We start from the raw sequence: 22,493 nt of genomic DNA, 5'->3' as shown, positions 1-22,493 counted from the left end.
CGCTCAGTCGCGGTTCGCGGGCTCGAGCGCGGTGCCCGTGTCGTCGACGTACTGCTGGTGCAGGTGCACCGGCTCGACGGGCTTCTTCTCGCCCGCGCGGCGGCGCTTGCGCGCCGCGGCCGCGAGGTTCAGCGCCTCGACGAAGATCGCGAAGGCCATCGGCACGTAGATGAGGGCCTTGTCGATCTTGACGCCGAACCCGTCGGCGACGAGGAACACGCCGATGAGGAGCAGGAACGACAGCGCGAGCATCTTGACGGTGGGGTGGCGGTTGACGAACGCGAAGATGTAGCGCGCCGCGAAGAGCATGATGCCGAACGAGAGCACGACGACCGTGATGATGACGATCATGTTCTCGGTCATGCCGACCGCGGTGATCACGGAGTCGAGCGAGAACACGATGTCGAGCGCGAGGATCTGCGCGATCACGGCGCCGAACGTGGCCGTGCCCGCACCGGTCGTGTGCTCCTCGTCGCCCTCGAGCTTGTGGTGGATCTCGGAGACCGCCTTGTAGACGAGGAAGACGCCGCCGGCGATCAGGATCAGGTCGCGACCGGAGAAGCCCATGCCCCAGATCTCGAACAGGTCCTCCTTCAGCGTGATGATCCAGCCGGCCGCGAAGACGAGGCCGACGCGCATGAGCATCGCCAGGGTGAGGCCGAGGTTGCGGGCCCTCGCCTGCTGCTCGACGGGCAGCTTCGCGGCGAGGATCGAGATGAAGATCACGTTGTCGACGCCGAGCACGACCTCGAGCACGAACAGGGTCAGGAACACGGCCAGCAGGTCGGGCGTGAACTCGAGGGAGAAGTCCATGCGCCCATTCTCTCCGACGCGCGGCTGAATTCATGCCGGGAGGTGCATGGCGCTCAGTCGAGGTCGTCCCAGTCGTCGCGCACGGGGTCATCGAGCGAGAGCGGCGGTATCGCGATGCCGAGCGGATGCCGCATCCACACGTCGCGCGTGCGGCGGTGCTCCTCGCGCGTGCTGAACCGGTAGAGCTCGGTGCGGGCTCGAACCGACCGGGGGCGTTCGCCGCCGAAGGGGTCGTGCGCGAGCAGGCGCAGGGTCGTGGCATCCGCCTCGAGCAGCCGCTCGAGGAAGCGGAGGAACCACGCCTCCTCGAGGCGACCGAGCGGCAGGAACCACATGAGCCAGTCGAGGCGGAGGTGGTACGGAGCATACTGGCGCGGAATCCGGCGGGCGTCCCCGGGCTTGCCCTTGAAGGCGTACTCGCGCCACTCCGCGGCCGCGTCTCGCGGATCGTCGGCCGTGCCCTCGACCACGATCTCGACGCGCTGCCGGGTCACCGACCCGAACGCGCCGTATGCGTTGACCAGCATGTACCGGTCGAAGCTCGCGTTCATCAGCTGCCGCTTCGAGACGAGGTTCATGAACGGATGCCGGCTGAGCCAGAGGATGAGCGCCGTGACGATGAGCACGATCGCGATCCACCACGGCGGGCTCGCGGCATCCGTCGGCGTCTCGATCGCGTCGAGCGGCAGCCACGGCAGCAGCCACCGCACGACCCCGTCGCCGACCGCACCGAACGCGAGAACGATCGTGATCCAGTTCAGCCACGCGAAGTTGCCCGTGACGACGAGCCAGAGCTGGGTGCCGATGATGATCGCGGCCGCGATCGTGCGGACGGGCTGCGGCGCGAACAGCAGGAACGGCACGACCAGCTGCGCGGCGTGGTTGCCGATCACCTCCAGGCGGTGGAACCACTTCGGCAGGAGGTGCGCCTGCCGGCTGAGCGGACCCGGCATGGGCTGGGTCTCGTGGTGGTAGTACAGCGCGGTGAGGTCGCGCCAGGCACGGTCGCCGCGGATCTTGATCATGCCCGCACCGAACTCGAGCCGGAAGACGAGCCACCAGACGAGCACGATCGTCGGCAGGGGCGGCGGAACCTCGCGCGACCCGAGGAAGGCGACGAGGAAGCCGGCCTCGCAGAGCAGCATCTCCCAGCCGAAGCCGTAGAAGGTCTGGCCGACGCTCACGATCGAGAGGTAGAGCGCCCACATGGCCAGGAACGCGAGCATCGGCACCCACGGCGGGCCGAGCTGCGGCAGCCCGATGACGACGGATGCCGCGAGCACCATGCCGGCGGCGCAGACGGCGACGAGGCGCGCGTCGCTGTACCCCCACCGACGGAAGATCGTCGGCCCGAGGAACCCGCGGCGCCGGGTGCGTCCGAGCCGGCCGACGCGCTCGCCGGCGCGTTCCGCGCGCTCGCGCACGCGGCGCTCGGCGTCGTCGACCGCGCGCAGGAGGCTCGGGACCGGCAGCAGCCCGTGCTCGCCGAGCAGCGGCCGGAACTGGTTCAGCGTCGACAGGAACGCGATGAGGAAGAGGGCCGCGATGCCGCGTTGGACGACCTCGCGTGCGAGGTCGGCATCGCGGGCGTCGAACCAGGCGAACCAGGCGGTCCAGTCCACGCGGTCACGCTATCCGCCCCGCCCGACGGCAGCCGGGCCGAACGGCCCCTCAGGCGGGCGGATTCGCGGGGTCGACCGTCTCGACGGTCTCCTCCTCGACCTCGTTGTCGGCCTCGAGGTCGTTCGCGTCGGGAGCCGGGAAGGCGTCCCGCAGGCCGATCGTGTTGATCGTCCCGGTGAGGTCGGGGCTGTCGGGGTTGAGGTCTCCGGCGGGTCCCAGTCGGTCCTGGCCCTCCCAGGGGTTCAGCGGGTCGCCGTTCATGTCGTGCTCCTCCCCGGCGTTCGGTGCTCCGGGGTCGCGGTCGCGGACCGGGCCCCGTCACCTCAACGTTCCTCCCGGTCGGCGGACGAGTCAACGGGTTGCGTCGGCGTGGCTCGCACGGCATGCGGCAGCGCCCCGGGCCGACGGCTCCGGGGCGCTGCGAGGGCCGGGACGACTCAGGCGACGAGCGCGACGCCGGCGTTCCAGGCGACCTTCTCCTGCACGGCGAGCGTGAGCTGGAGGAAGCCGACCGACTCGAGCTCGCGGGCGCGCGAGAGCGCGCCGGCGTCGACCGCGTTCACGCCGCCGGCGCGCACGACGTCGAGCAGTGCCCGCTTGGCGAGTTCGTCGTCACCGGCGACGAGGACCGTGGTGGGCTGGGCGCCGCCGACGGTCTTCGCGGCGAGCGTCGCGGCGAAGTTGGTGTTGAAGGCCTTGAGGACGCGCGACTCGGGGAGCGCGGCCGCGATGACGGCGGCGGCCGACCCGTCTGCCGGGACGACGAGCGAGTCGAAGGTCTCGAAGTTCAGGGGGTTGGTGATGTCGACGACCACCTTGCCGGCGAGCTGGTCGCGCCGCGCCTCGATGATCTCGCCGACCGCGGGGTACGGCACGGCGAGGACCACGATGTCGCCGGTGATCGGCTCGGCCGCGTCGCGGCCGACGTACTCGACGGTGCTGCCCCCGGCCGCCACGATGCCGCCGATGGCGGTGCCCATGTTGCCGTTCCCGATGATGCTGACGGTCGTCATGATGTCCTTCCCGCGTTGACCGCGTAATTGGTTGTTGCAACAAGTTGTTGCGACAACCAACACGATAGACCACATACAGTTGTCGCGTCAACTGAATGTGGCAGAATGACGGACATGACGGATGACACGCGCTGGCTCGACACCGAGGAATCGGCCGCCTGGGTGCGTCTCGTCGCGCTCACCGAGCTCCTGCCCGGGGTCCTCGACCAGCAGCTCCTTCGAGACGTGCAGCTGACGCACTTCGAGTACGCCGCCCTGATGGCGCTGGCGTCGGCGCCCGACCGGACCATGCGGATGACGACCCTCGCCGCCCGCACGAACGCGACCCTCCCCCGGCTCTCGCACGTCGCCCGACGGCTCGAGGAGCGCGGCCTGATCCGGCGCTTCCCCTGCCCCACCGACCGCCGCGCGACGAACGCGACCATCACCGAGGCCGGCATCGGACTCATCGACGAGGCGGCGCCCGGCCACGTCGAGACCGTGCGGCAGTACGTGCTCGACGCGCTGTCGCCCGAGCAGCTGAAGCAGCTCTACGAGATCGCCGGCGCCGTGCTCGGCCGCCTCGACCCCGACGAACGGCTCACCGCGACCGCGTGCCAGTTCTCCGAGGGGCCCGCGATCGCGCGCGCCGGCTGACCTCGCGAGCTCGGCGACCTCAGGCCGCGCACCGGTTCGAGGGGCACCATCGCCCCGGTCGCGGAATGGTCACGATCGCTTCCGCACCCCCTGTACGCGGGTCGTGGCGAGTCGGACGCGTCGATAGCATGAGCCCATTCGTGACCTCGGGTGGCATCCGTGCGCCCGGATCACCTGCGCTCCAGGAGGCCCAGGATGAAGACGGCTCGATCACTCGCACTCCTCGCGGCGGCGTCGGCGGCGCTCGCCCTCGGCATCGGCGCCACGGCGCTGAGCGCGACCGGCACGACCGAGGAAACGCTCCGGCTGCATCTCGGAAGCGACGGCACCCGCTTCGTCTACAGCAACGGCGGCGACCCGATCACCCAGACCATCGGCACGCCGAAGAACTGCCTGATCACCGTCGAGGGGCCGCTCGCCTCCATCGACGGCAGCGACCGCGGGCCGGGCCTGAAGGACGGCTCCATCGGCATCAAGACCGGCGGCTCCACGGGCGTGCCCTGCGCGCGGGTGGACAACACCGAGTTCTTGAACGTGGATCTGGAGGGCGTGCCGGATGCGGTCCGCGCGAGCCTCGACATGGAGTTGAAGGGCGCGGTCCAGGTCGACGTCGTCGTCTCGAAGGACGGCGCAGAGGTCGACACGTTCCAGGTGCGTTCCGGCGGCGGCATCGTCCCCGGCCAGGGGACCGACGGGACCACGACGGCGCCGTACACCGCGACCGCGACCGCGGCCGCGCCCATCGTCAACTGTCGCAACGCGTCCGACTCCGGACCGGACTCGGGCCCGAACGACAACTGCTACGTGACGATCGAACCGTCGTCCGAGTTCGACTCCGTCGAGCTGCGCCCGCTGACCGGCGAGGTCTCGCTCGAGGGAAGCCGGGACTTCGGCAACGACCCCGCGTTCGACACGATCTTCACGCTCGGGGACGGGTTCGACGGCGAGCTCGGCTGCACCGAGGAGAACAGCACCGCGACGATCGAGGTCGGCACCGTCTACGGCAGCTTCACTCGACTGCAGAACACCGACGGCTCCGACTGCGTCCTGAAGCCCTACACGCTCGACGTGGACATCGAGGCGGAGACGATCAGCTTCGTGCCGGTCGACATCGGCGCGCCGCAGCCGGCCGCCTACGAGGGCACCGTGGCGTTCGCCCCGAAGCCCTCGGCGAACCCGTTCACCAACCGGCTGGAGTACGACCAGGACGACGACGGTCCGCTCGACTTCGTCGACATGCCCTGGTGCGCGGGCGATCCGTACGCGACACCGGACGTGCCGGGATCGATCGACACCGACGTGATCCCGTCCGGCCACACCTGGTGCATCGTCCAGGAGACCACGGGCGTCTACTCGGCGACCGAGATGCGCACCACCTGGAGCGTCGTCGGCATCGGCGACCCGAAGATGCGCTGACCCGCCGCAACCGACCGTCATCCGCGAGGGCTCGGCGTGGTGCTCACCACGCCGAGCCCTCGGAGGACCTCCTCCGCCTCGGCGCGGATCACCTGCGCCGCCGCCGGGTCCTCGCCGAGGTCGGCCTCGATGATCCGGAGTTGCGCGATCTCGAACTCCAACCCCTGCTCGCGCGCCTGCGCGAGTCCGATGGCGACCGCGTCCCTCGCCTCTGCGGCGCGGCCCAGCGCGGCGAGGGCCAGCGCGCGCGTGCGCGCGATGGTGCTGCCGTAGAGCTCGGCCTCCCCGCCTGCACCTTCCTCCGCCTCGGCGAGCGTGTCGAGCGCCTCCTCGGGCCTCCCGTCGAGCACGAGCCCGTGTGCGACGAGGATCGCCGCCTCGATCGCCGACTGGACCTGGCCGGTCCGGACCGCCTCGGCGTGGATGGAGACGAGGCCCTCCATCGCGCCGTCGTCCCCGCGGAGCAGGTGCAACCGCGCCAGCTGGATCTCGGCGAAGATCGCGGCATCCACCAGCCCGTGCGCACGGAGCACCCGTACCGAGGGGACGAGCACCTCCTCGGCCTCCGCGAACCGCGCCTGGCTGACGAGCACCTCGCCGATGTTGGCTCCGCAGGTCGCCGCCTCCGCCTCGTTGCCGGCGCGCAGGAACGCATCGCGCGCGCGGGCGTAGAAGCCGACCGCGTCCTCCCACCGACCCTGCCAGTAGGCCTGCCCCCCGAGGTTGTTCGTCACGACGGCGGTGCCCGGAAGGTCCCCGAGCTCCTCGTAGATCGCGAGCGCTCGCTCGCCGTAGATCGCCTTCGACGACTGGCCCAGCATCACGTACGCCGCATCGAGCACCTGGTACGACCGGGCCAGGGCCTCGCGCTCGCCCGACGCCTCGGCCTCCACCATGGCCTGCTCGGCGAGCCGCACCGCGGCGGGCATGTGCTCCTGCAGCTGCCGGATCTGCGCGTTCAGGGCGTTCAACCGGGCGGTCGCGCCGAGCGCCTCGGCGCTCCCGATGTCAGCGACGAGGCGACGGCCGGTGGTGAGATCCCGATAGGCCGCGGCGTACGCGCCCGTGCGCGCCCTCGCTCGGGCGCGCTTCAGCAGGACGCCGGCGGAACGGATGGGATCGTCCCGCACGAGACGGCCCGCCTGCCGGTACGCCTCGACGGACTCCTCGAAGAGGCCCGCCTGCTCGAGCACGTCGCCGAGGGCTTCGGAGACGTCCGCGACCTGAGCGGGAGCCAGGTCGTCGACGTACCGCGAGGCGTTCACCGCGCGGCGGTAGAAGGTCGCGGCCTCGAGGTTGGCGTAGATCTCCTTCGCGTGTTCGCCGGCATCGCGCGAGGAGGTCCACGCCTCCGGCCACCGGTGCGCCTCCGAGTAATGGATCGACAGGAGCTCGACCTGACCTGAGGGGTGCCCGGCGGATGACGCGGCGATCGCGTCGCCGACCTGCGCGTGCAGCTCGCGGCGGGTCTTGAACGGCAGGCCCGCATACGCGACGTCCCGGATCAGGCTGTGCTGGAACTGCACCCACCCGTTCGCGTCGACGGAGAGGAATCCGCCGAGGCGGCGCAGAGTCGTCACCTGTCGGCCGACATCGGTCACGGTCGCGCCGAGCACGGCCGGCATGTGCTCCTGCCGGAACCCGGCTCCCAGCACGGCGAGGCGTCGCAGGAGGTTGCGGTCGGCCGGCGGCAACCGGTCGATGCGCGCGGCGATGAGTCCCTCGATGGACTGCGGGAGGAAGTCGACCGCGGCGCCCCCGCGGAGCACCTGGAGGAGCTCGAGGAGGAAGAGCGGACTCCCCTCCGCTCTCGCGGCGAGTGCCGCCACCTGGTTCGGCAGGAGGGGGGTGCCCACCGTGGCCCGTTGGATCAGCTCGGTGGCCTGCGCGACGTCGAGCGGCGCCAGGTCGACGTGGGTGACCGCCGGTCCCTCATCCGCCACGAAGCCCTGGTCGCCGGGCTGACGGCTGACGATGACGAGCCACGGCACATCCTCGACCTCGGCGATGAGCGCCCCGAGGAGGTCCCTCGATGCCTCGTCCATCCACTGGCCCTCCTCGATGAGGAAGAGCGATGGCTCGCGGACGATGGCGCGGAGCAGCTGCGCGACCGCAGAGCGCGTGCGGGCGGGGCGGAACTGGTCGTCCAGTTGCGCGACCTCGACCGACTCCGGCAGGGTGAGGCCCAGCGGCGTACCGATGAGCGCCAGCCAGGGCTCGAGATCGGGGGAATGCGTGCGCACCAGTTCGGCGAGCGCGGTCTCGGTCGCCTCCTGACCGAGTCCCTCCAACCCCCACGCGGCTCGGAGCAGCGTTCGGAACGGGAAGTACGGGGTCGCCATCTGGTAGAGCCGGCACTCCGCGGTGATCACCCGCTCGGGCTTGGCGGTGGCGCGCAGTTCCGCCAGGAGGCGCGACTTGCCCATCCCGACGTCGCCCGTGACATCGATCATCCGACCGCGCCCCTCGCGGGCATCGGCCCATGCCGCCGTGAGGGTCTCCAGCTCGGCATCGCGGCCGATCAGCGGAGTGGCGCCGAACTGCTCGTTGGCACGGCTCCCCCTCGGCTCGCCGACGGAGTACGCCTGCACCGGCTGCTGTTTGCCCTTGACGGGGAACGGCTCGCACTCCGTGATCCGGAAGGTCGTGCGCGACGCCTCGAGCACGTTGCTCGTGACGAACGCCTCACCGGCCGGCGCCGCGGCCATGATGCGGGCGGCGAGGTTCACCGCGTCGCCCATGATCGTGTAGGTGCGCCGGTACGCAGGGCCGACGGCACCGGCGAAGACGTGCCCGGACGTGATGCCGAGCCGGACCGGAAGGTCGCGGGGCGCTCCGTGCCGGATCTCCCGTGCGGTGAGGAGCATCTGCTCCTCGTTGTTGCCCGCGGTGTCGGGAACGCCGGCCGTGAGGATGATCTTCCCGCCGTCGGGGGCGATGTCGGTCGCGAGGAAGGTGACCCCGTGGTCATCGGCGCACCGCTGCACTTCCGCGACGAGTGTCTCGAGCACCTCGGCGGCGTGCGCCGGATCGTCGGCCACGAGCCGGTCGAACCCCGCGTAGTGCACGAACGCGATGGCCGCGGGTCGATGCTCCGGATCGATCGTGCCGCTCTGCAGCGTTCGGCGGAGCCCGACCGGCACGAACTGCCGCAGGTCGACCTCGGGCGACTCGGCGGTGAGGAATCCCGACTGCTCCACCTCCGGTCTGCGCCGCAGCAGGCAGCCGGGCCCGCGCGCCACGCCCACGCTCGAGCGCGGCAGCAGGGCGGCGGTCTCCGGGCTCAGCAGGATCTGCGACGCGGTCGCCGCCCCCTCCATCTCCACGGTCCTCGTTGCGCCGGGCCCGGCGACGATGAATTCCCGGTGCGACCCGCCGACGAGGAAGAAGTCGAAGGTGCCACTGTGCACGCCGATCGACATGCGCAGCGAGACGGTGCCCGCGCTCGTCGCGAAGCCGTCGATCCCGCGCAGCTCGGCGCGCATGTCGTGCGCCGCGGCCACGGCACGAAGGTGGTGGTCCTCGCCGGTGAAGAGCAGGAGCTGGGCATCGCCGCCGAACTTCAGCAGGTTCGCGCCGAAGGCGTATGCGGCGGGGAGCAGCCGGTCGAACGTGCCGTCGATGACCTCGGTGACCTCCTCGGCACCCACGTTGCCGTACCGCGCGAGACGCTCCGACATGCGGGTGAATCCCGAGATGTCGACGAGCGCCATCGTCCCCTCGACCGATCGGTGCCGACGGCCGGGCGTCTCCACGTCCCAGTAGCGGACCATGCGCGGCACGTACGGCTGCAGCACGTCGACCGCTTCCGGGTCGGACGCGGCACGGCCGGTCGCGTTCATGTGGGAGACCTCCCTCCGTGTCAATCTAAGCCACGACCACCCGCGCTGCCCTGAGCAGCGCTGCCCTGAGCGGCATCCGCCCCGGAATGGGGGCGCGGAGGCGGAGGCTGGGCCCATGACCGATCGAGAGACCCCACCCGTCCAGCCCATCGACGCCGAACTGACCCGGCGGCTCTTCCACGAGCGCATCATCGTGCTCGGCGACGAGCTCGACCAGGCGGGCGGCAACCGCATCTGCGCGCAGCTCGTCGCGCTTGCCGCCGACGACGCGCGCCGCGACATCCGCTTCTGGATCAACTCGCCCGGCGGCTCGGTGCCGGCGATGCTCGCGATCCACGACGTGATGCGCGCCATCCCGAACGATGTCGCGACCATCGCCGTCGGCATGGCGGCGAGCGCCGGGCAGTTCCTGCTGACGGCCGGCACCCCCGGAAAGCGCGCGGCACTCCCCCACTCGCGGATCCTCCTGCATCAGGGCTCGGCAGGCATCGGCGGCACGGCCGTCGACGTCGAACTGCAGGCCGACGACCTGCGCTACACGCGCGACACGGTGCTCGGGCTCATCGCGCGCTACACCGGACAGTCCGTCGAGCGCGTGCGCGAGGACTCGCTCCGCGACCGCTGGTCCACGGCCGAGGCGGCCGTCGACTACGGGTTCATCGACCACGTGACGGAGCGGCTCGACGAACTCTTCCCGCTCGAGCCGCGCGCGGTCGCGGGGCTGGGGGTGCCGGCATGACCTCGTACACGATCCCCTACGTCGTCGAGAAGCGGGGCGGGGTCGAGCGTTCGCTCGACGTCTACAGCCGCCTGCTCTCGGAGCGCATCGTCTACCTCGGCACCGAGATCGACGACGGCGTCGCGAACGTGCTCATCGCGCAGTTCCTCCACCTCGCCTCGGAGTCCAGCGAGACGCCGATCAGCCTGTACGTGAACTCCCCCGGCGGCTCGCCGAGTGCCGCGCTCGCGGTCTACGACACCATGCGGCACATTCGAGCGGATGTCGCGACCACGTGCGTCGGGCGTGCGGGCGGTCCGGCGGCGGTCCTCCTCGCGGGCGGTGCCCCGGGACAGCGCTCGATGCTGCCGCACAGCACGGTGACGCTGCACCAGCCCTCCACGCAGGGTCGCGGCACCGTGCCCGACCTGATCCTGCACGCCGACGAGGTGCTGCGGGTGCGCGCCGAACTCGAGGCGGCGCTCGCGGCCGACACCGGCCGCAGTGCCGCGTCGATCCGAACGGACACCGAGCGCGACCTCATCCTGCCCGCGCAGGCCGCGGTCGACTACGGGCTCGCCGACCAGGTGCTCACCGCGCAGGTGCCCGTCGGTCTCGGGCCCGGTCAGGCGGCGAGGAGGTAGGCGTTCGTCGGCGCCGGGGCGCCGCTCCACGGAGCGGTCACCGGACCCACGGCGGACCGCTGCATCCCGGCCATCCCGCCCCCGGGCACGCCGTTCACCTCACGCAGCGCGAGTCGGCCGGCGACACGGCCCACGACGTCCACGAGTTCGAGGCCCAGCGCGTCGGCGACCGCGCCGAGCACCTCCGACGAGGCCTCCTTCCGGCCCCGCTCGACCTCCGAGAGGTACTGGGGCGACACGCCGGCGGTCCGTGCGACCTCCGTCAGGATGCGCTCCTGCTCGAGTCGCTCGTCGCGCAGCACGTCGCCGAGCACGTCGCGCCAGAGCGGCCTCGCGCGGCGCGGACGCCTCGTGTCGGTGCGCTCGCCCGGGAACTCGATCGTCTCGCCCATGAGCCCGAGGCTACGCACGGGAGCCGTCGCGTGACAGGTCGATCCGCTCACAGCAGAACGCGGGCGCCGGGTGCGGCGCCCCGCCCGCGCGTCGCTACGCCGTCTGGTACGTCAGGCAGTCCGCGTCATCCGCTCCCGGCCCGATGCGGACCGCGGCCGCGTGGCACTCGAGCGCATCGTTGTGGATGCACTCCGAACGCTGGCAGGCACCGACGTGGGTCACGACCTTGTCGAGGCCGCCCTTCGTGCCGAGCGGGATGAACGTCGCGCACTCGGCATCCCCGACGCTGCCGGCGATCGTCACCGCCGCGGCGTGGCAGTGGGAGTGGTCGTTGTAGGAGCACCCGGCCACCGAGCACTCGGTGACGGCGGGCAGTTCATCGAGGGTGATGCTCATGGCGACCTCCTGAGGCGGTGTCGGTCCGGCAGTGCGGCGATGCTACTCCCGCGCCACCGCGACGGCCACCCCTCTCGGGCGTGTCGGCACCGCGAGCGCGATCGGGGGCTCGGCGGAATCGGGATCTCAGCAGTGCCGAGAGCTCAGCAGTGCCGAGAGCTCAGCAGTGTCGAGAGCTCGGCAGTGTCGAGCTCAGAGCAGCCACGGATCGATGCCCGGATCGTCCGCCCGCGGCGGGTCGGCGAGCGCCGGCGGCGGCGGCGTGCGTCGACGCACGCGCCCCGTCATCCACCCCCGCACGACGCCGGAGGCACCGGTCGACCCCGCACCCAGCCTCACGAACTCGCGCGCGTCGGGCCCGGTCGGGACGTCCTTCGGCAGCGCAGCCGAGGCGACGATCCATCGCGGCATCCCGAGCAGGTCGAGCACGCGCGCGAGGCGCTCCGACTCGAACACGCTGTCGGAGTCGAGCGGCTCCGCGAGCACCTCCTCCAACTCCGTCGCCGAGTCCGGACGCCCGGCCGCGGCGGCGAACGCCGCGGCGTGCTCGACGCCGAAGGGGTCGTCCAGCACCTCCTCGTCGGCGCCCGGCTCCTGCGACGGGTCGCTCGAGTAGCGCCCGAGCTCCTCACCGGCGATCCACGCCGCGATCACGAGCTGGCGGTCCCACCGCACGCGGAACGCGAACGCCGTGGCCGGCAGCACCGCGGCGAGCGCGGCCGCCGCGTCGAGCACGCCGCGGCGCCCGGAGGCGATCGCGCCGTCGCCGGGCACGGCGATCGCGACGATCCAGTCGTCGGCCCGGGGTGCGAGCCATCCGGTGAAGCCGAGCTCGCGGAGCGCCGCGAGGACCGCATCGCGCGGCGCTGCCGACGCCGGCGCGAGCAGCGCCGCGTAGCTGTGGCCGCCCGGCTCGTCGGATTCGGCGGGGACGCCGGGCACGGGGAGGGTCATGCCCCGATCATCCCGCAGAAACGGCCGTGCCGCGGGAGACGACGGTGGAGTCGTCGCCCGCGGCACGGGGCGGTGGATGGCGGAGGCTACTCCGCGACCGGGATGGACTGGGCCTCGAGCGCGTCGATGGTGGACTGCTGCCCCTTCTCGAGCGCCTCCATGAGGGTGCTGCTGCCGGAGGCGGCGGCCTTGAACCCGTCGGACACGTCGGCGTAGGTCTGCGTCATGGTCGGGCCCCACACGAAGTCGGGGTTGACCTGCGCCGACGCCTCGGCGAACACGTCGTAGATCGCCTGGCCGCCGTAGAACTCGACGCCCTCGGTGAGCGTCGGCAGTTCGAGGCCGGCCTTCGTGGCCGGGTAGATCGCCGCCTGCTCGTTGAGGATGGTGAGCGCCTCGTCGGAGGTGTTCAGCCACAGCGCGAACTTCGCGGACTCGTACAGGTGGTCGGTGCCCTTGAACACCGCGATCGACGAACCGCCCCAGTTGCCGGCGGCCGCGCCGCCCGACTCCCACTGGGGAGCGAGCGCGACCGACCAGTTGCCGGCCGTGTCGGGCGCACCCGACGCGATCGAGTTGGCGCCCCAGACCGCGGAGTTCCAGGTCCAGACCTCGCCCGAGTTGTAGGCGTTGTTCCACTCGTCGGTCCAGGCCGGGTAGGTCGAGACGAGGTCGTTCTCGATGAGGTCCTGCCAGTACTCGGCGACCGTCATCGACTCGTCGCTCGCGAGCTCGACGGTCCACGCGTCGCCGTCGTTGGCGAACCACTGGCCGCCGGCCTGCCAGACGAAGCCCGCGAACTGGTTGATGTCGGTCTGCGAGAAGTTGGTGATGTAGCCGCCCTGCTCGCGGATCGCCTCGGCGGCCGTGCGGTACTCCTCCCACGTGGTCGGCACGTCGATGCCGGCCTGCTCGAACAGGTCGCTGCGGTAGAACAGGGCCATCGGGCCCTGGTCCTGCGGGATGCCGTACACCTGGTCGTCGGTGCCGAGCGAGACCTGCCCCCACGTCCACTCGAGGAACTGGTCCTCGGCCGCCACGACGTCCTCGCACGCGGCGAGGTCCTCGAGGCCGTCCTGCACGCGGAAGTTCGGCAGGGCGTCGTACTCGATCTGGCCGAGGTCGGGGGCGTTGCCCGCCTCGAGCTGGTTGAAGAAGTTCTGGTACGTGCCCGAGTTGCCGTTGGGCCCGGTCTGCACCTCGACCTGGATGTCGGGGTTCTCCTCGTTCCAGGCCGCGACGGCGTCCTCGATGCCGGGGATCCAGCTCGTGAACTCGAGCGTGACGTCTTCGCCTGCGGGCTCGCACGAGGCGGCGTCGCCGCCCGAGGACGCGTCGCCGGCGGCGCATCCGGTCAGGGCGAGCGCGGCGGAGGTGAGCAGGGCTGCGGTGACCGCTCGTTTCGTGTGTCGCATGGTTTCCTCTTCTCGGTGGGGTGGTTCGCCCGGATGCCCCGGGCGGGGGTGTCTACTTCAGGGCTCCGGTGCCGAGGCCCGTGCGCCAGTAGCGCTGAAGCAGCAGGAAGGTGATGATCAGCGGGATGATCGAGAGCAGCGACCCGACGAGCACGTAGGTGCGCAGCTCGGGGAACTGGTTGATGGTCGAGTTCCAGGCGTAGAGGCCGTAGGTCACCGGGAACAGCTCCTCGCTGCGCAGCATGATCAGCGGCAGGAAGAAGTTGTTCCAGATGGTCACGAACTGGAACAGGAACACGGTGATGAGCGCAGGGAACATCAGCCGGATCGACACGGTGAAGAACGTGCGGACCTCGCCCGCGCCATCCAGCCGGCTCGCCTCGAGCAGTTCGTCGGGCACGGATGCCTCGGCGAAGACGCGCGAGAGGTACACGCCGAACGGGCTCACGACGCTCGGCAGGAAGACGGCCCAGAACGTGTCGGTGAGCTGCACCCGGCTGAACAGCAGGAACAGCGGGAGCGCGAGGGCGGTGGCGGGCACGAGCACGCCGCCGAGCACGATGTTGAAGATGGTCTCGCGGCCCGGGAAGCGGTACTTCGCGAGGGCGTAGCCGCACATCGCGGCGAGGATCGTCGCGACGACCGCGCCGAGGCCGGCGTAGAGCAGGCTGTTGAGGATCCAGCGGAGGTAGACGCCGTTCCGGTAGTCGAAGAGCGCTCCGATGTTCTCGAACAGCTGGAAGTCGGCGAACCACAGCGGGTTCGTGCTGAAGAGCTGGCCGCGGTCCTTCGTGGAGGCCACGAGCAGCCACCAGATGGGCACGAGGAAGTACAGCGTGAAGACCGCCATCACGAGCATGGCGCCCGTTCGCGAGAAGAGGCTCTCGCGGGGGCCGCGGCCGCGCGTCGTGCCGGGGTGGGCGTCGCCGCCGCGGCCGATGCCGCGCGGGTTCACGGCGGGCGTCGCCGAGGTCTCGTCCGGACCGATCACGGTGGTCATGCCTCCGCCCCCTTCCGTCGGGTGAATCGCAGGAATGCGAACGAGAGCACGAACGTGGCCAGGGCGAGCACGACCGAGAACGCCGCGGCGAGCGAGACGTTCGGGACCGCGCTCGTGGCGTAGATCGTCATGTTCGGCGTGTACGTGCTCGTGACCGCCGAGCTGAACGACCGGAACGTCTGCGGCTCGGCGAGGAGCTGGAGCGTGCCGATGATCGAGAGCACCGCGGTGAGCACGAGCGCGGGGCGCACGAGCGGGATCTTGATCGACCACGCGATGCGGGCCTGCCCGGCGCCGTCGATGCGCGCGGCCTCGTAGACCTCCTGCGGGATCGCCAGGAGGGTCGAGTAGATGATGAGCATGTTGTAGCCGACGAACACCCAGGTGACGACGTTGGCGATGGCCCAGAGCACGAAGTCGGCGGAGAGCAGGTCGACCCGGCTCGTGAGCGCCTCGAACGGCGAGAGGTTCGGCGAGTACAGGAAGCCCCACATGATCGCCGCGATGACGCCCGGGACGGCGTACGGCGCGAAGAACGCCAGCCGGAAGAACTTCTTGCCCCGGACGAGCGGCGAGTCGAGCAGGAGCGCGAACAGCAGGGCGAGGCCGAGCATGACGGGCACCTGCACGACGCCGAACAGCAGCACGCGGCCCACCGACGTCCAGAACGCCTCGTTCTGGAACACGAGCACGTACTGCTGGAGGCCGCCGAAGACCTCGCGGGCCTCGCCGAAGGTGCCCTCGCGCTCCACGACGAGCAGCGACTGCCAGACGGCGACCCCGATCGGGACGAGGTAGAACACGGTGAAGAGCACCGCGAACGGCGCGACGAACGCGACGATCGCGCCCGGATGCTGGACACGGCGGCGACGGCTGCCCGCCCGCCTCGACCCGCCGTCGCGCGCTGCGGTGCGAGCGCCGGCCGGGCTGGTGATGGGTGCGGTCATGCCGCTCCCTCCTCTCTGATCACGCGGACGGCGCCGGCGGGCACCGCGAGGCGGCCGTCGACGTCGGTTCCGGTCACGAGTTCGGTGCCGCGGGCGACGACCTCGACGTCGTCGGATCCGTGGTTGACGACGAACAGGTAGGCGCGTCCGTCGCCGGATCGGCGGGTGACCTCGACGTCGGCCGAGGCGCCGGCGACGGATGCCACGCCCGCTCCCTCGAGCGCCCGGTCGACGAGGTCGAGCAGGTCGTCCCGCCCGAGCAGCGTCGCGAGGTACCACGCGTCGCCCGATCCGTCGACGCCGGCGCGGCGGGTCACGGCGGGTCGTCCGGCGGCGGGGCCGTCCGCGAAGCGGTCGAGCACCGCGGCATCCGTCGCCTCGAGCCGTTCGGACCACAGCGAGGCGGTCGCGCCCGATTCGAGTTCGATCGTCGTGCCGGGGAGCACGGGCGCGAACTCCTCGACGCGGACGCCGAGCAGGTCGCGCCACGCGCCGGGGTAGCCGCCCGGTCGCACGCGGTCGTGCTCGTCGGCGATGCCGCTGTAGAAGGTCACGAGGGCGTGGGTGCCGGATGCCACGGCCGCGTCGAGTGCGGCGGCATCCGCATCGGAGACGAGGTAGAGCCCGGGGACCACGACGAGGCGGTAGCCCGTGAGGTCGGCACCGGGCCGGACCACGTCGACGGTGACGCCGAGGTCGTGCAGCGCGCCGTAGAGCGCGTGCACCTGGTCGAGGTACTCGATCGCGTGCGTGGGACGGTTCTCGGCGTCGGACGCCCACCACGACTCCCAGGAGAACAGCAGCGCCACGTCGGCGTGCACGCGCGTGCCGGCGACCTCGTCGAGCGCGCCGACGATGCGGCCGAGTTCGACGACCTCGCGCCACAGGTCGGAATCGGTGCCGGCGTGCGGCACGAGCGCCGAGTGGAACTTCTCGGAGCCCTGCAGCGACGCGCGCCACTGGAAGAAGCACACCGCATCGGCGCCGCGCGCGACGTGCGCGAGCGAGTTGCGCAGCAGCTGCCCCGGCTCCTTGGCGAGGTTCACGGGCTGCCAGTTGACCGAGCCCGTCGAGTGCTCCATGAGCAGCCACGGCTCGCCGCCCGCGAGCCCGCGGGTGAGGTCGGCCGCGAACGCGAGTTCCGTGCGCGGCTCGCCCAGTCGGTGGTCGAGGTAGTGGTCGTTCGCGATCACGTCCATCTCGGGCGCCCAAGCCTGGTAGTCGAGGTCGCGGATGTGCGCGGTGACCATGAAGTTCGTCGTGATCGGGAGGGCGCTGTGCCGGCGGATCGCGTCGGCCTCGGCACGGTAGTAGCCGAGGAGCTCGTCGGAGGAGAACCGGTGGAAGTCGAGCACCTGGCCGGGGTTGCGGCTCGAGATCGTGAGCTTCGGGGTGAGGATCTCGTCCCAGTCGGTGTAGCGCTGGCTCCAGAAGCTCGTGCCCCACGCACGGTTGAGCTCCTCGATCGTGCCGTGGCGCTCGCGCAGCCAGCGACGGAAGGCGAGCGTGCTCTCGTCGCAGTGGCAGAGCGCGTTGTGGCAGCCGATCTCGTTCGAGACGTGCCAGAGCTCCACCGCGGGGTGGGCGCCGTAGCGTTCGGCGACCGCGTCGACGAGCGCGAGCGCGTACCGGCGGAACACCGGCGAGCTCGGGCACCACGCCTGGCGGCCGCCGGGGTAGCGGGTCGTGCCGTCCTCCACGACGGGGAGGATCTCGGGGTGGCGCGCGGTGAGCCAGGGCGGCGGCGAGGAGGTGCCGGTGCCGAGGTTGATCCGGATGCCGGCGGCGTGGAGCAGCTCGATCACCTCGTCGAGTGCGGCGAAGTCGAACGCGCCGTCGGGGCCCTGGAGGGCGGCCCAGCCGAAGACGTTGATCGCGACGAGGTCGACGCCCGCCTCGCGCATGAGCGCGACGTCCTCTCGCCAGACGGCAGGCTCCCACTGCTCGGGGTTGTAGTCGCAGCCGAACGCGATGCCCTGGTGCTGGAAGCGGGGGCGGGCGGCGGCGGGCGCAGGCTCGGCCTGCAGCGGCGGGATCGGCGCCAGCGTCGTCGCGGGGTGGTCCACGGTGCTCCCGGTGATCGTCGTTGATTCTGTGAACGTGCACAGATTTGCCCGAGCAAGACCCTCGGCCAATTTCTGTGAACGTACACAGAATGCCATCGCGCCTCGCTCGTGTCAACACCCCACCGCAGTACAGTGAGTCGCATGACGACGAAGCAGGCCCGCTCCAAGCGGGCCACCGTGCACGACGTCGCGCTCGAGGCGGGGGTCTCGCGCGGCACCGTGAGCCGCTACGTCAACGGCGAGCGTTACGTCTCCGCGGCGGCGCGCGAGGCCATCGAGGCCGCGATCGAGAAGGTCGGCTACGTGCCGAACACCGCGGCCCGCAACCTCGTCATGCAGCGCACCCAGGCCGTCGGCTTCATCGTGCACGAACCGCACTCGCTGTTCGTCGAGGACCCGAACATCGGCGAGATCCTGCTCGGCGCGAACACCCGGCTCTCGGAGGCCGACCACCAGATGGCGGTGCTGATCGTCGACACCGAGCGTGACACCGACCGGGTCGCGCGCTACCTCTCGGGCGGGCTCGTCGACGGGGTGATCATCGTGTCCGCGCGGGCCGACGACCCGGTCACGCGCGTCGTCGAGCGGCTCCAGCTCCCCGCCGCGTACGTCGGCCACCCGCCGGGCGCCGCGGGCTCCGCGTCGTTCGTCGTCATCGACAACGTCGGCGCGGCCTCGTCGATCACGCGCCGGCTCGTCGAGACGGGGCGCCGGCGGATCGGCATGATCGCCGCGGCGCTCGACCGCGACTCGGGCGCCGATCGGCTCACCGGCTTCCGCGAGGCGCTGGGCGATGCGTTCGACGAGTCGCTCGTCGAGCCAGTGCCGCTGTACTCCTACTCGGCCGGTCGCGACGGCATGCGGCGACTGCTCGAGCGAGCGCCCGACCTCGACGGCGTGTTCGCGGCTTCCGACGCGGTCGCCGCCGGCGCCATCGAGGCGATCAAGGAGACCGGTCGGAGCGTGCCCGACGACATCGGCGTCGTGGGCTTCGACGACTCCGCCTGGGCGCTGCGCACGACCCCGGCGCTCTCGACGGTGCGCCAGCCGGCGGCCGGGCTCGGCGCCGAGGCCGCGCGCCTCGTGCTCGCGCGCCTCCGCGGCGACGAGCCGGCGGCCGAGGTGCGGCTCGACTGCGACATCGTCTGGCGCGGCTCGGCCTGATCAGCGCAGCGCGTCGGCGATCGGGGTCTGCCCGCGGTTGAACCGGATGGTGCGACCGACCGTCGCGGGCTCGACGAGGGCCGCCGCGACCGTCGCCGCGACGTCCGCGCGATCGACGTCGGAACTCTCCTCGGCGGTCGCGTCGATCCGGCCCGTGCCCGGCCCGTCGGAAAGGGTCGACGGCCCGAGGATCGTGTAGTCGAGCCCCGAGGCGCGGAGGTGCTCGTCGGCGTCGGCCTTCGCGTCGGCGTAGTGCCGGAACGCGCTGTCGGCGGGCACCCGGTGATCGACGCGCGACCCGAAGTACGACACCATCACGTACCGGCCGACGCCCGCCTGCGCCGCGGCATCCATCGACCGGACCGCAGCGTCGTGGTCGACCGCGCGCGTGCGCACCGGGTCGCCCCCGCCGGCACCTGCCGACCAGACGACCGCGTCATGCCCGGCGATCACGTCGGCGAGGCCCGCGACGTCGAGGGACTCGACGTCCGCCACGACCGGATTCGCGCCGGTCGCCCCGACCTCGGCGGCGTGGCCGGGATTGCGGATGACCGAATCGACCTCGTCGCCGCGTTCCGTCAGGATCCGAGCGAGCTGCAACGCGACCCGACCATGCCCGCCGATGACCAGCACCTTCGCCATGACACTCTCCCCGTCGTTCGACGTCCCACGCTACCGACGGATGCCGCGGGCGGCCACCGTCCGTCGATGCCGTTCCGATGCTGGCGCAGGCGTCCGTCCGCGCGCCAGAATGAGGCAACGGACACACACGGAGGTGCGCATGTCGGTCGAAACGGTGCTCTGGGGGGCGATCTTCGGGATCATGGCGGTCGGCGGCGTCGGCCTCGCCGCCTGCCTGTGGGTGTTCGCGCGCGCACCGAAGCGGTGACCTCGCCCGCCGCCGCCCGCGCGATCCCCCGCCGATGACGACGCTGCAGAGCGCGGGCGTGCTCCTCTACCGTCGCGCGCCCGGGCTCGAGGTCTTCATCGCGCACATGGGCGGGCCGTTCTGGGCCGGCCGCCACGAGCGCGCCTGGTCGATGCCGAAGGGGCTCATCGACCCGGGGGAAGATCCGCGCGACGCGGCGTTCCGCGAGTTCGAGGAGGAGGTCGGCGTGCGGGCGCCCGACGTCGCCTACGTCGACCTCGGGACCGTGCGGGCGTCCGCCAAGAAGGTGCTGCGCGTCTTCGCGGGCGAGGCGCCCGGCTTCGAGCTCGCCGAGCTTCGCCCGGGGACCTTCGAGCTGGAATGGCCGCCGCGGTCGGGCCGGACCGAGACGTTCCCCGAGATCGACGAGGCGCGGTGGGCCTCCGTCGACGAGGCACGCGACCTGCTGGTCAAAGGACAGGTCGTCGCCCTCGACCGCCTGGAGACCGGGATCACCGCGGGCGACCTCGGCGGCTGAGCGGCCGCCGATCAGGCGACGGGCACGTCGCTCCCGACGTCGCCGGTCGATCTCCGGCGCCGGAGGTGCAGGTGCTTGCGCTCGTCGAGCGAGGGATCGGGGGCGTCCCACACCTTCACGATCGCCCAGCCGACCGCCGCGAGCGGGACCGCGAGCACGGCGCCCGCGATGCCGCCGAGGATCGTGCCGGCGGTGAGGGCGATGAGCACGACGAGCGGATGCAGCTTCAGCGACTGCGCCATGACGACGGGCTGCAGCAGGTCGCCCTCGAGCTGGTTCACCGCGATCACGATCGCGACGACGATGAGGGCGACGATCGGGCCGTTGGCGACGAGCGCGACGAGCGCCGCGAGGATGCCGGCGACCGTGGCGCCCACGAGCGGGATGAAGGCGGTCAGGAACACGATGACGGCGAGCGGCAGCGCGAGCGGCACCTGCAGGATCGCGAGGCCGATGCCGATCGCGACCGCGTCGACGAGGGCGACGATGGCCGTGCCGCGGACGTACCCGCCGAGCACCTTGACGCTCGTCTCCCCGACGCGACGGCCGCGCTCGAGCCGGTCGCCCGTGAACGGCCGCATGAAGAACGCCCAGATCCGGTCGCCGTCCTTCAGGAAGAAGAACAGGACGACGAGCATCAGCACGAGGCCGGTGACGAACTCCGTCGCCTGCGACACGCCGGTGAGCGCGCTCTGCCCGAACTCCGCGCTCGTGACGAAGTCGAGGATGCCGTCGCGCCACTCGTCGAGCTGCGACTGGTCGACGGGGATCGGCAGGGTCTGCACCCAGTCGACGAGGTCCTCGAAGCCCGCGACCGCCGAGTCGGCGAGGTCGTTCCACTGGGAGCGGACGGCGAACACGATGGCGGTGACGATCCCGCCGAGCACGAGGATGCCGCCGAGGAGCGCGGTCCACGCGGCCAGGATCGGCGGCATCCCGCGGCGGAGCCACGCGATCAGCGGGCTCGCCGCCGCGGCGAGGATGAGGGCGATGAGCACGGGGATCACGATGAGGGTGACCCGGGTGAGCGCCCACACGCCGAGCGCGCCGAGGGCGATGACGATGAGGATCTGGAGGCTCCGGATCGACCACCGGCCGAGGCGGTCGTTCCAGATCGGCCCGCCCGCACCGCGCCTCGCGTGCTCGGGGGCCGGCGGCACGCCGGGGTCGGGCTCGGGGTCGCGTGCTGGACGGCGTCGGAGGACCATGGCTCGACGATAGGCGCGGCGCGCGCGGCGGTGAAGGCCTTGACCCGGTGCGTCCGCGACGCGCCGCCCTCCCGTCGCGACCGGCGTCGCGCGCATCGGCGTTTCCGTGTCCCGGCGCCCGGCCGACGCGGCCTAGCATGCAGCATGCCTCCGTCGAGCATGCGCGATCTCAGCCACCCGATCGTCGACGGCATGACGGTCTACCCGGGCGACCCGGCGGTGCGCCTCTCCCCCGCGCTCGAGATCGACCGCGACGGCGTCGCCGTCACCGCACTCGGGCTCGGGTCGCACACCGGCACGCACGTCGACGCCCCGGCGCACGCGATCGCCGGCGGTCGGACCATGGCCGGGGTCGCCCTCGCCGAGCTCGTCGGCGACGCCTTCGTGTTCCACCTCGAGGGCCTCGCCGACGGCGCCACGTACGGACTCGCCGAGCTCGCGGCCGCGCTGCCCGACGGTGCGCTGCCCGATGCGCTGCCCCCGATCGCGATCATCCACACCGGGTGGTGGCGGTGGTTCGGCGACGAGCGCGCGCTGCGGCATCCGACGCTCGACCCGGCCGCCGCGGCCGAGCTCGTCGCCCGCGGCGTGCACGTGCTCGCGGTCGACACCCTGAGCCCCGATCCGACGGATGCCGCGGGCACGACGTCGTTCCCGGTGCACGAGCTGGTCCTCGGCGCCGACCACCTCATCGTCGAGAACGTCGCGGGGCTCGAGGGCCTTCCGACGCGCGTGCGTGTCGGCTTCTTCCCGCTCCGGCTCGGCGTCGACGGCGCGCCCGTGCGGGCGGTCGCGTTCCTCGAGTGATCGGGGTTCCGCGGCGCCGGGAACGCGAGCAG

21 protein-coding genes are annotated in these 22,493 nt (G+C 71.7%); 7 read left to right on the top strand and 14 right to left on the bottom strand.

Going from position 1 to position 22,493, the window contains the following annotated elements; all coding sequences use genetic code 11:
* Window positions 1-3: 3 nt before the first annotated feature.
* From GJ743_RS16290 to GJ743_RS16275, 4 genes are all read right to left on the bottom strand, one after another.
* On the bottom strand, window positions 4-813 hold the full coding sequence (locus GJ743_RS16290) for a TerC family protein (RefSeq protein ID WP_155052954.1): 810 nt from the start codon (window positions 811-813) through the stop codon (window positions 4-6).
* 53 nt (window positions 814-866) lie between these two features.
* Window positions 867-2,435 carry a lipase maturation factor family protein gene (locus tag GJ743_RS16285; RefSeq protein WP_328289280.1) on the bottom strand — a complete coding sequence of 523 codons (1,569 nt, stop codon included), beginning with the start codon at window positions 2,433-2,435 and terminating at the stop codon, window positions 867-869.
* A 49-nt stretch (window positions 2,436-2,484) separates the two neighbouring features.
* Window positions 2,485-2,697: a hypothetical protein gene (locus tag GJ743_RS16280; RefSeq protein ID WP_155052953.1), complete on the bottom strand. Its 213-nt coding sequence runs from the start codon at window positions 2,695-2,697 to the stop codon at window positions 2,485-2,487.
* Between the two features lie 176 nt (window positions 2,698-2,873).
* Window positions 2,874-3,449 (bottom strand): NADPH-dependent F420 reductase, encoded by a 576-nt coding sequence (locus GJ743_RS16275; protein WP_155052952.1) that lies wholly within the window; start codon window positions 3,447-3,449, stop codon window positions 2,874-2,876.
* Window positions 3,450-3,563: 114 nt separating this feature from the next.
* On the opposite strand from GJ743_RS16275, the gene GJ743_RS16270 reads away from it, so the two are divergent.
* Window positions 3,564-4,085, top strand: coding sequence for a MarR family winged helix-turn-helix transcriptional regulator (locus GJ743_RS16270; RefSeq protein ID WP_155052951.1), 522 nt, complete (start codon window positions 3,564-3,566; stop codon window positions 4,083-4,085).
* A 195-nt stretch (window positions 4,086-4,280) separates the two neighbouring features.
* Window positions 4,281-5,501 (top strand): hypothetical protein, encoded by a 1,221-nt coding sequence (locus GJ743_RS16265; protein WP_155052950.1) that lies wholly within the window; start codon window positions 4,281-4,283, stop codon window positions 5,499-5,501.
* 17 nt (window positions 5,502-5,518) lie between these two features.
* On the opposite strand, the gene GJ743_RS16260 is transcribed toward GJ743_RS16265, so the two are convergent.
* A complete protein-coding gene (locus GJ743_RS16260) occupies window positions 5,519-9,343 on the bottom strand; it encodes an adenylate/guanylate cyclase domain-containing protein (RefSeq protein ID WP_196217034.1) in 3,825 nt (1,274 codons plus the stop codon).
* A 115-nt stretch (window positions 9,344-9,458) separates the two neighbouring features.
* On the opposite strand from GJ743_RS16260, the gene GJ743_RS16255 reads away from it, so the two are divergent.
* Together GJ743_RS16255 and GJ743_RS16250 are read left to right on the top strand one after the other, a co-directional pair.
* Complete coding sequence (locus GJ743_RS16255; protein WP_155052948.1) at window positions 9,459-10,082, top strand: ClpP family protease; 624 nt, start codon at window positions 9,459-9,461, stop codon at window positions 10,080-10,082.
* On the top strand, window positions 10,079-10,705 hold the full coding sequence (locus tag GJ743_RS16250; protein ID WP_155052947.1) for a ClpP family protease: 627 nt from the start codon (window positions 10,079-10,081) through the stop codon (window positions 10,703-10,705). The genes GJ743_RS16255 and GJ743_RS16250 overlap by 4 nt, the downstream gene beginning before the upstream one ends.
* Here the strand turns inward: GJ743_RS16250 and GJ743_RS16245 are convergent.
* The 7 genes from GJ743_RS16245 to GJ743_RS16215 form a co-directional block, all read right to left on the bottom strand.
* Entirely contained in the window at window positions 10,687-11,097 is a 411-nt protein-coding gene (locus GJ743_RS16245) for a helix-turn-helix domain-containing protein (protein ID WP_155052946.1), read from the bottom strand. The two genes, GJ743_RS16250 and GJ743_RS16245, sit on opposite strands and share 19 nt — an antisense overlap.
* 94 nt (window positions 11,098-11,191) lie before the next feature.
* Window positions 11,192-11,494: a DUF1540 domain-containing protein gene (locus GJ743_RS16240; RefSeq protein ID WP_155052945.1), complete on the bottom strand. Its 303-nt coding sequence runs from the start codon at window positions 11,492-11,494 to the stop codon at window positions 11,192-11,194.
* Window positions 11,495-11,686: 192 nt separating this feature from the next.
* On the bottom strand, window positions 11,687-12,448 hold the full coding sequence (locus tag GJ743_RS16235) for a hypothetical protein (RefSeq protein WP_155052944.1): 762 nt from the start codon (window positions 12,446-12,448) through the stop codon (window positions 11,687-11,689).
* A gap of 86 nt (window positions 12,449-12,534) precedes the next feature.
* Window positions 12,535-13,863, bottom strand: coding sequence for an ABC transporter substrate-binding protein (locus GJ743_RS16230; RefSeq protein WP_155052943.1), 1,329 nt, complete (start codon window positions 13,861-13,863; stop codon window positions 12,535-12,537).
* Between the two features lie 52 nt (window positions 13,864-13,915).
* Entirely contained in the window at window positions 13,916-14,722 is an 807-nt protein-coding gene (locus GJ743_RS16225; RefSeq protein WP_155052979.1) for a carbohydrate ABC transporter permease, read from the bottom strand.
* Between the two features lie 137 nt (window positions 14,723-14,859).
* Window positions 14,860-15,810 (bottom strand): carbohydrate ABC transporter permease, encoded by a 951-nt coding sequence (locus GJ743_RS16220; protein ID WP_155052942.1) that lies wholly within the window; start codon window positions 15,808-15,810, stop codon window positions 14,860-14,862.
* Complete coding sequence (locus GJ743_RS16215) at window positions 15,807-17,837, bottom strand: beta-galactosidase (protein ID WP_230386853.1); 2,031 nt, start codon at window positions 17,835-17,837, stop codon at window positions 15,807-15,809. Before GJ743_RS16215 ends, GJ743_RS16220 begins: the two co-directional genes overlap by 4 nt.
* Before the next feature lie 180 nt (window positions 17,838-18,017).
* Between GJ743_RS16215 and GJ743_RS16210 the strand changes: the two genes are divergently transcribed.
* Complete coding sequence (locus GJ743_RS16210) at window positions 18,018-19,040, top strand: LacI family DNA-binding transcriptional regulator (RefSeq protein WP_155052940.1); 1,023 nt, start codon at window positions 18,018-18,020, stop codon at window positions 19,038-19,040.
* Here GJ743_RS16210 and GJ743_RS16205 read toward each other — a convergent pair whose 3' ends face one another.
* On the bottom strand, window positions 19,041-19,682 hold the full coding sequence (locus GJ743_RS16205) for an SDR family oxidoreductase (protein WP_155052939.1): 642 nt from the start codon (window positions 19,680-19,682) through the stop codon (window positions 19,041-19,043).
* A 281-nt stretch (window positions 19,683-19,963) separates the two neighbouring features.
* Between GJ743_RS16205 and GJ743_RS16200 the strand changes: the two genes are divergently transcribed.
* Window positions 19,964-20,446 carry an NUDIX domain-containing protein gene (locus GJ743_RS16200; RefSeq protein ID WP_155052938.1) on the top strand — a complete coding sequence of 161 codons (483 nt, stop codon included), beginning with the start codon at window positions 19,964-19,966 and terminating at the stop codon, window positions 20,444-20,446.
* Between the two features lie 11 nt (window positions 20,447-20,457).
* Here GJ743_RS16200 and GJ743_RS16195 read toward each other — a convergent pair whose 3' ends face one another.
* Entirely contained in the window at window positions 20,458-21,654 is a 1,197-nt protein-coding gene (locus GJ743_RS16195) for an AI-2E family transporter (protein WP_155052937.1), read from the bottom strand.
* Between the two features lie 144 nt (window positions 21,655-21,798).
* Here GJ743_RS16195 and GJ743_RS16190 point away from each other — a divergent pair, with 144 nt between their 5' ends.
* On the top strand, window positions 21,799-22,461 hold the full coding sequence (locus tag GJ743_RS16190) for a cyclase family protein (RefSeq protein WP_155052936.1): 663 nt from the start codon (window positions 21,799-21,801) through the stop codon (window positions 22,459-22,461).
* The last annotated feature ends 32 nt before the right edge of the window (window positions 22,462-22,493 follow it).

The sequence above is a fragment of the Agromyces bracchium genome (genome assembly GCF_009709675.1).
Lineage (GTDB): Bacteria > Actinomycetota > Actinomycetes > Actinomycetales > Microbacteriaceae > Agromyces > Agromyces bracchium.
The sequence above is the reverse complement of the archived record's forward strand: the minus strand, read 5'-3'. Positions and strand labels throughout refer to the sequence as shown.

Excerpts from the sequence above, each read along its gene's own strand:
- GJ743_RS16250 (WP_155052947.1), top strand. The coding sequence starts at position 10,079 with ATGACCTCGTACACGATCCCCTACGTCGTCGAGAAGCGGGGCGGGGTC.
- GJ743_RS16280 (WP_155052953.1), bottom strand. The coding sequence starts at position 2,697 with ATGAACGGCGACCCGCTGAACCCCTGGGAGGGCCAGGACCGACTGGGA.
- GJ743_RS16255 (WP_155052948.1), top strand. The coding sequence starts at position 9,459 with ATGACCGATCGAGAGACCCCACCCGTCCAGCCCATCGACGCCGAACTG.
- GJ743_RS16200 (WP_155052938.1), top strand. The coding sequence starts at position 19,964 with ATGACGACGCTGCAGAGCGCGGGCGTGCTCCTCTACCGTCGCGCGCCC.
- GJ743_RS16230 (WP_155052943.1), bottom strand. The coding sequence starts at position 13,863 with ATGCGACACACGAAACGAGCGGTCACCGCAGCCCTGCTCACCTCCGCC.
- GJ743_RS16190 (WP_155052936.1), top strand. The coding sequence starts at position 21,799 with ATGCCTCCGTCGAGCATGCGCGATCTCAGCCACCCGATCGTCGACGGC.
- GJ743_RS16235 (WP_155052944.1), bottom strand. The coding sequence starts at position 12,448 with ATGACCCTCCCCGTGCCCGGCGTCCCCGCCGAATCCGACGAGCCGGGC.
- GJ743_RS16240 (WP_155052945.1), bottom strand. The coding sequence starts at position 11,494 with ATGAGCATCACCCTCGATGAACTGCCCGCCGTCACCGAGTGCTCGGTG.
- GJ743_RS16220 (WP_155052942.1), bottom strand. The coding sequence starts at position 15,810 with ATGACCGCACCCATCACCAGCCCGGCCGGCGCTCGCACCGCAGCGCGC.
- GJ743_RS16290 (WP_155052954.1), bottom strand. The coding sequence starts at position 813 with ATGGACTTCTCCCTCGAGTTCACGCCCGACCTGCTGGCCGTGTTCCTG.
- GJ743_RS16210 (WP_155052940.1), top strand. The coding sequence starts at position 18,018 with ATGACGACGAAGCAGGCCCGCTCCAAGCGGGCCACCGTGCACGACGTC.
- GJ743_RS16245 (WP_155052946.1), bottom strand. The coding sequence starts at position 11,097 with ATGGGCGAGACGATCGAGTTCCCGGGCGAGCGCACCGACACGAGGCGT.
- GJ743_RS16260 (WP_196217034.1), bottom strand. The coding sequence starts at position 9,343 with ATGAACGCGACCGGCCGTGCCGCGTCCGACCCGGAAGCGGTCGACGTG.
- GJ743_RS16265 (WP_155052950.1), top strand. The coding sequence starts at position 4,281 with ATGAAGACGGCTCGATCACTCGCACTCCTCGCGGCGGCGTCGGCGGCG.
- GJ743_RS16195 (WP_155052937.1), bottom strand. The coding sequence starts at position 21,654 with ATGGTCCTCCGACGCCGTCCAGCACGCGACCCCGAGCCCGACCCCGGC.
- GJ743_RS16270 (WP_155052951.1), top strand. The coding sequence starts at position 3,564 with ATGACGGATGACACGCGCTGGCTCGACACCGAGGAATCGGCCGCCTGG.
- GJ743_RS16225 (WP_155052979.1), bottom strand. The coding sequence starts at position 14,722 with ATGCTCGTGATGGCGGTCTTCACGCTGTACTTCCTCGTGCCCATCTGG.
- GJ743_RS16205 (WP_155052939.1), bottom strand. The coding sequence starts at position 19,682 with ATGGCGAAGGTGCTGGTCATCGGCGGGCATGGTCGGGTCGCGTTGCAG.
- GJ743_RS16275 (WP_155052952.1), bottom strand. The coding sequence starts at position 3,449 with ATGACGACCGTCAGCATCATCGGGAACGGCAACATGGGCACCGCCATC.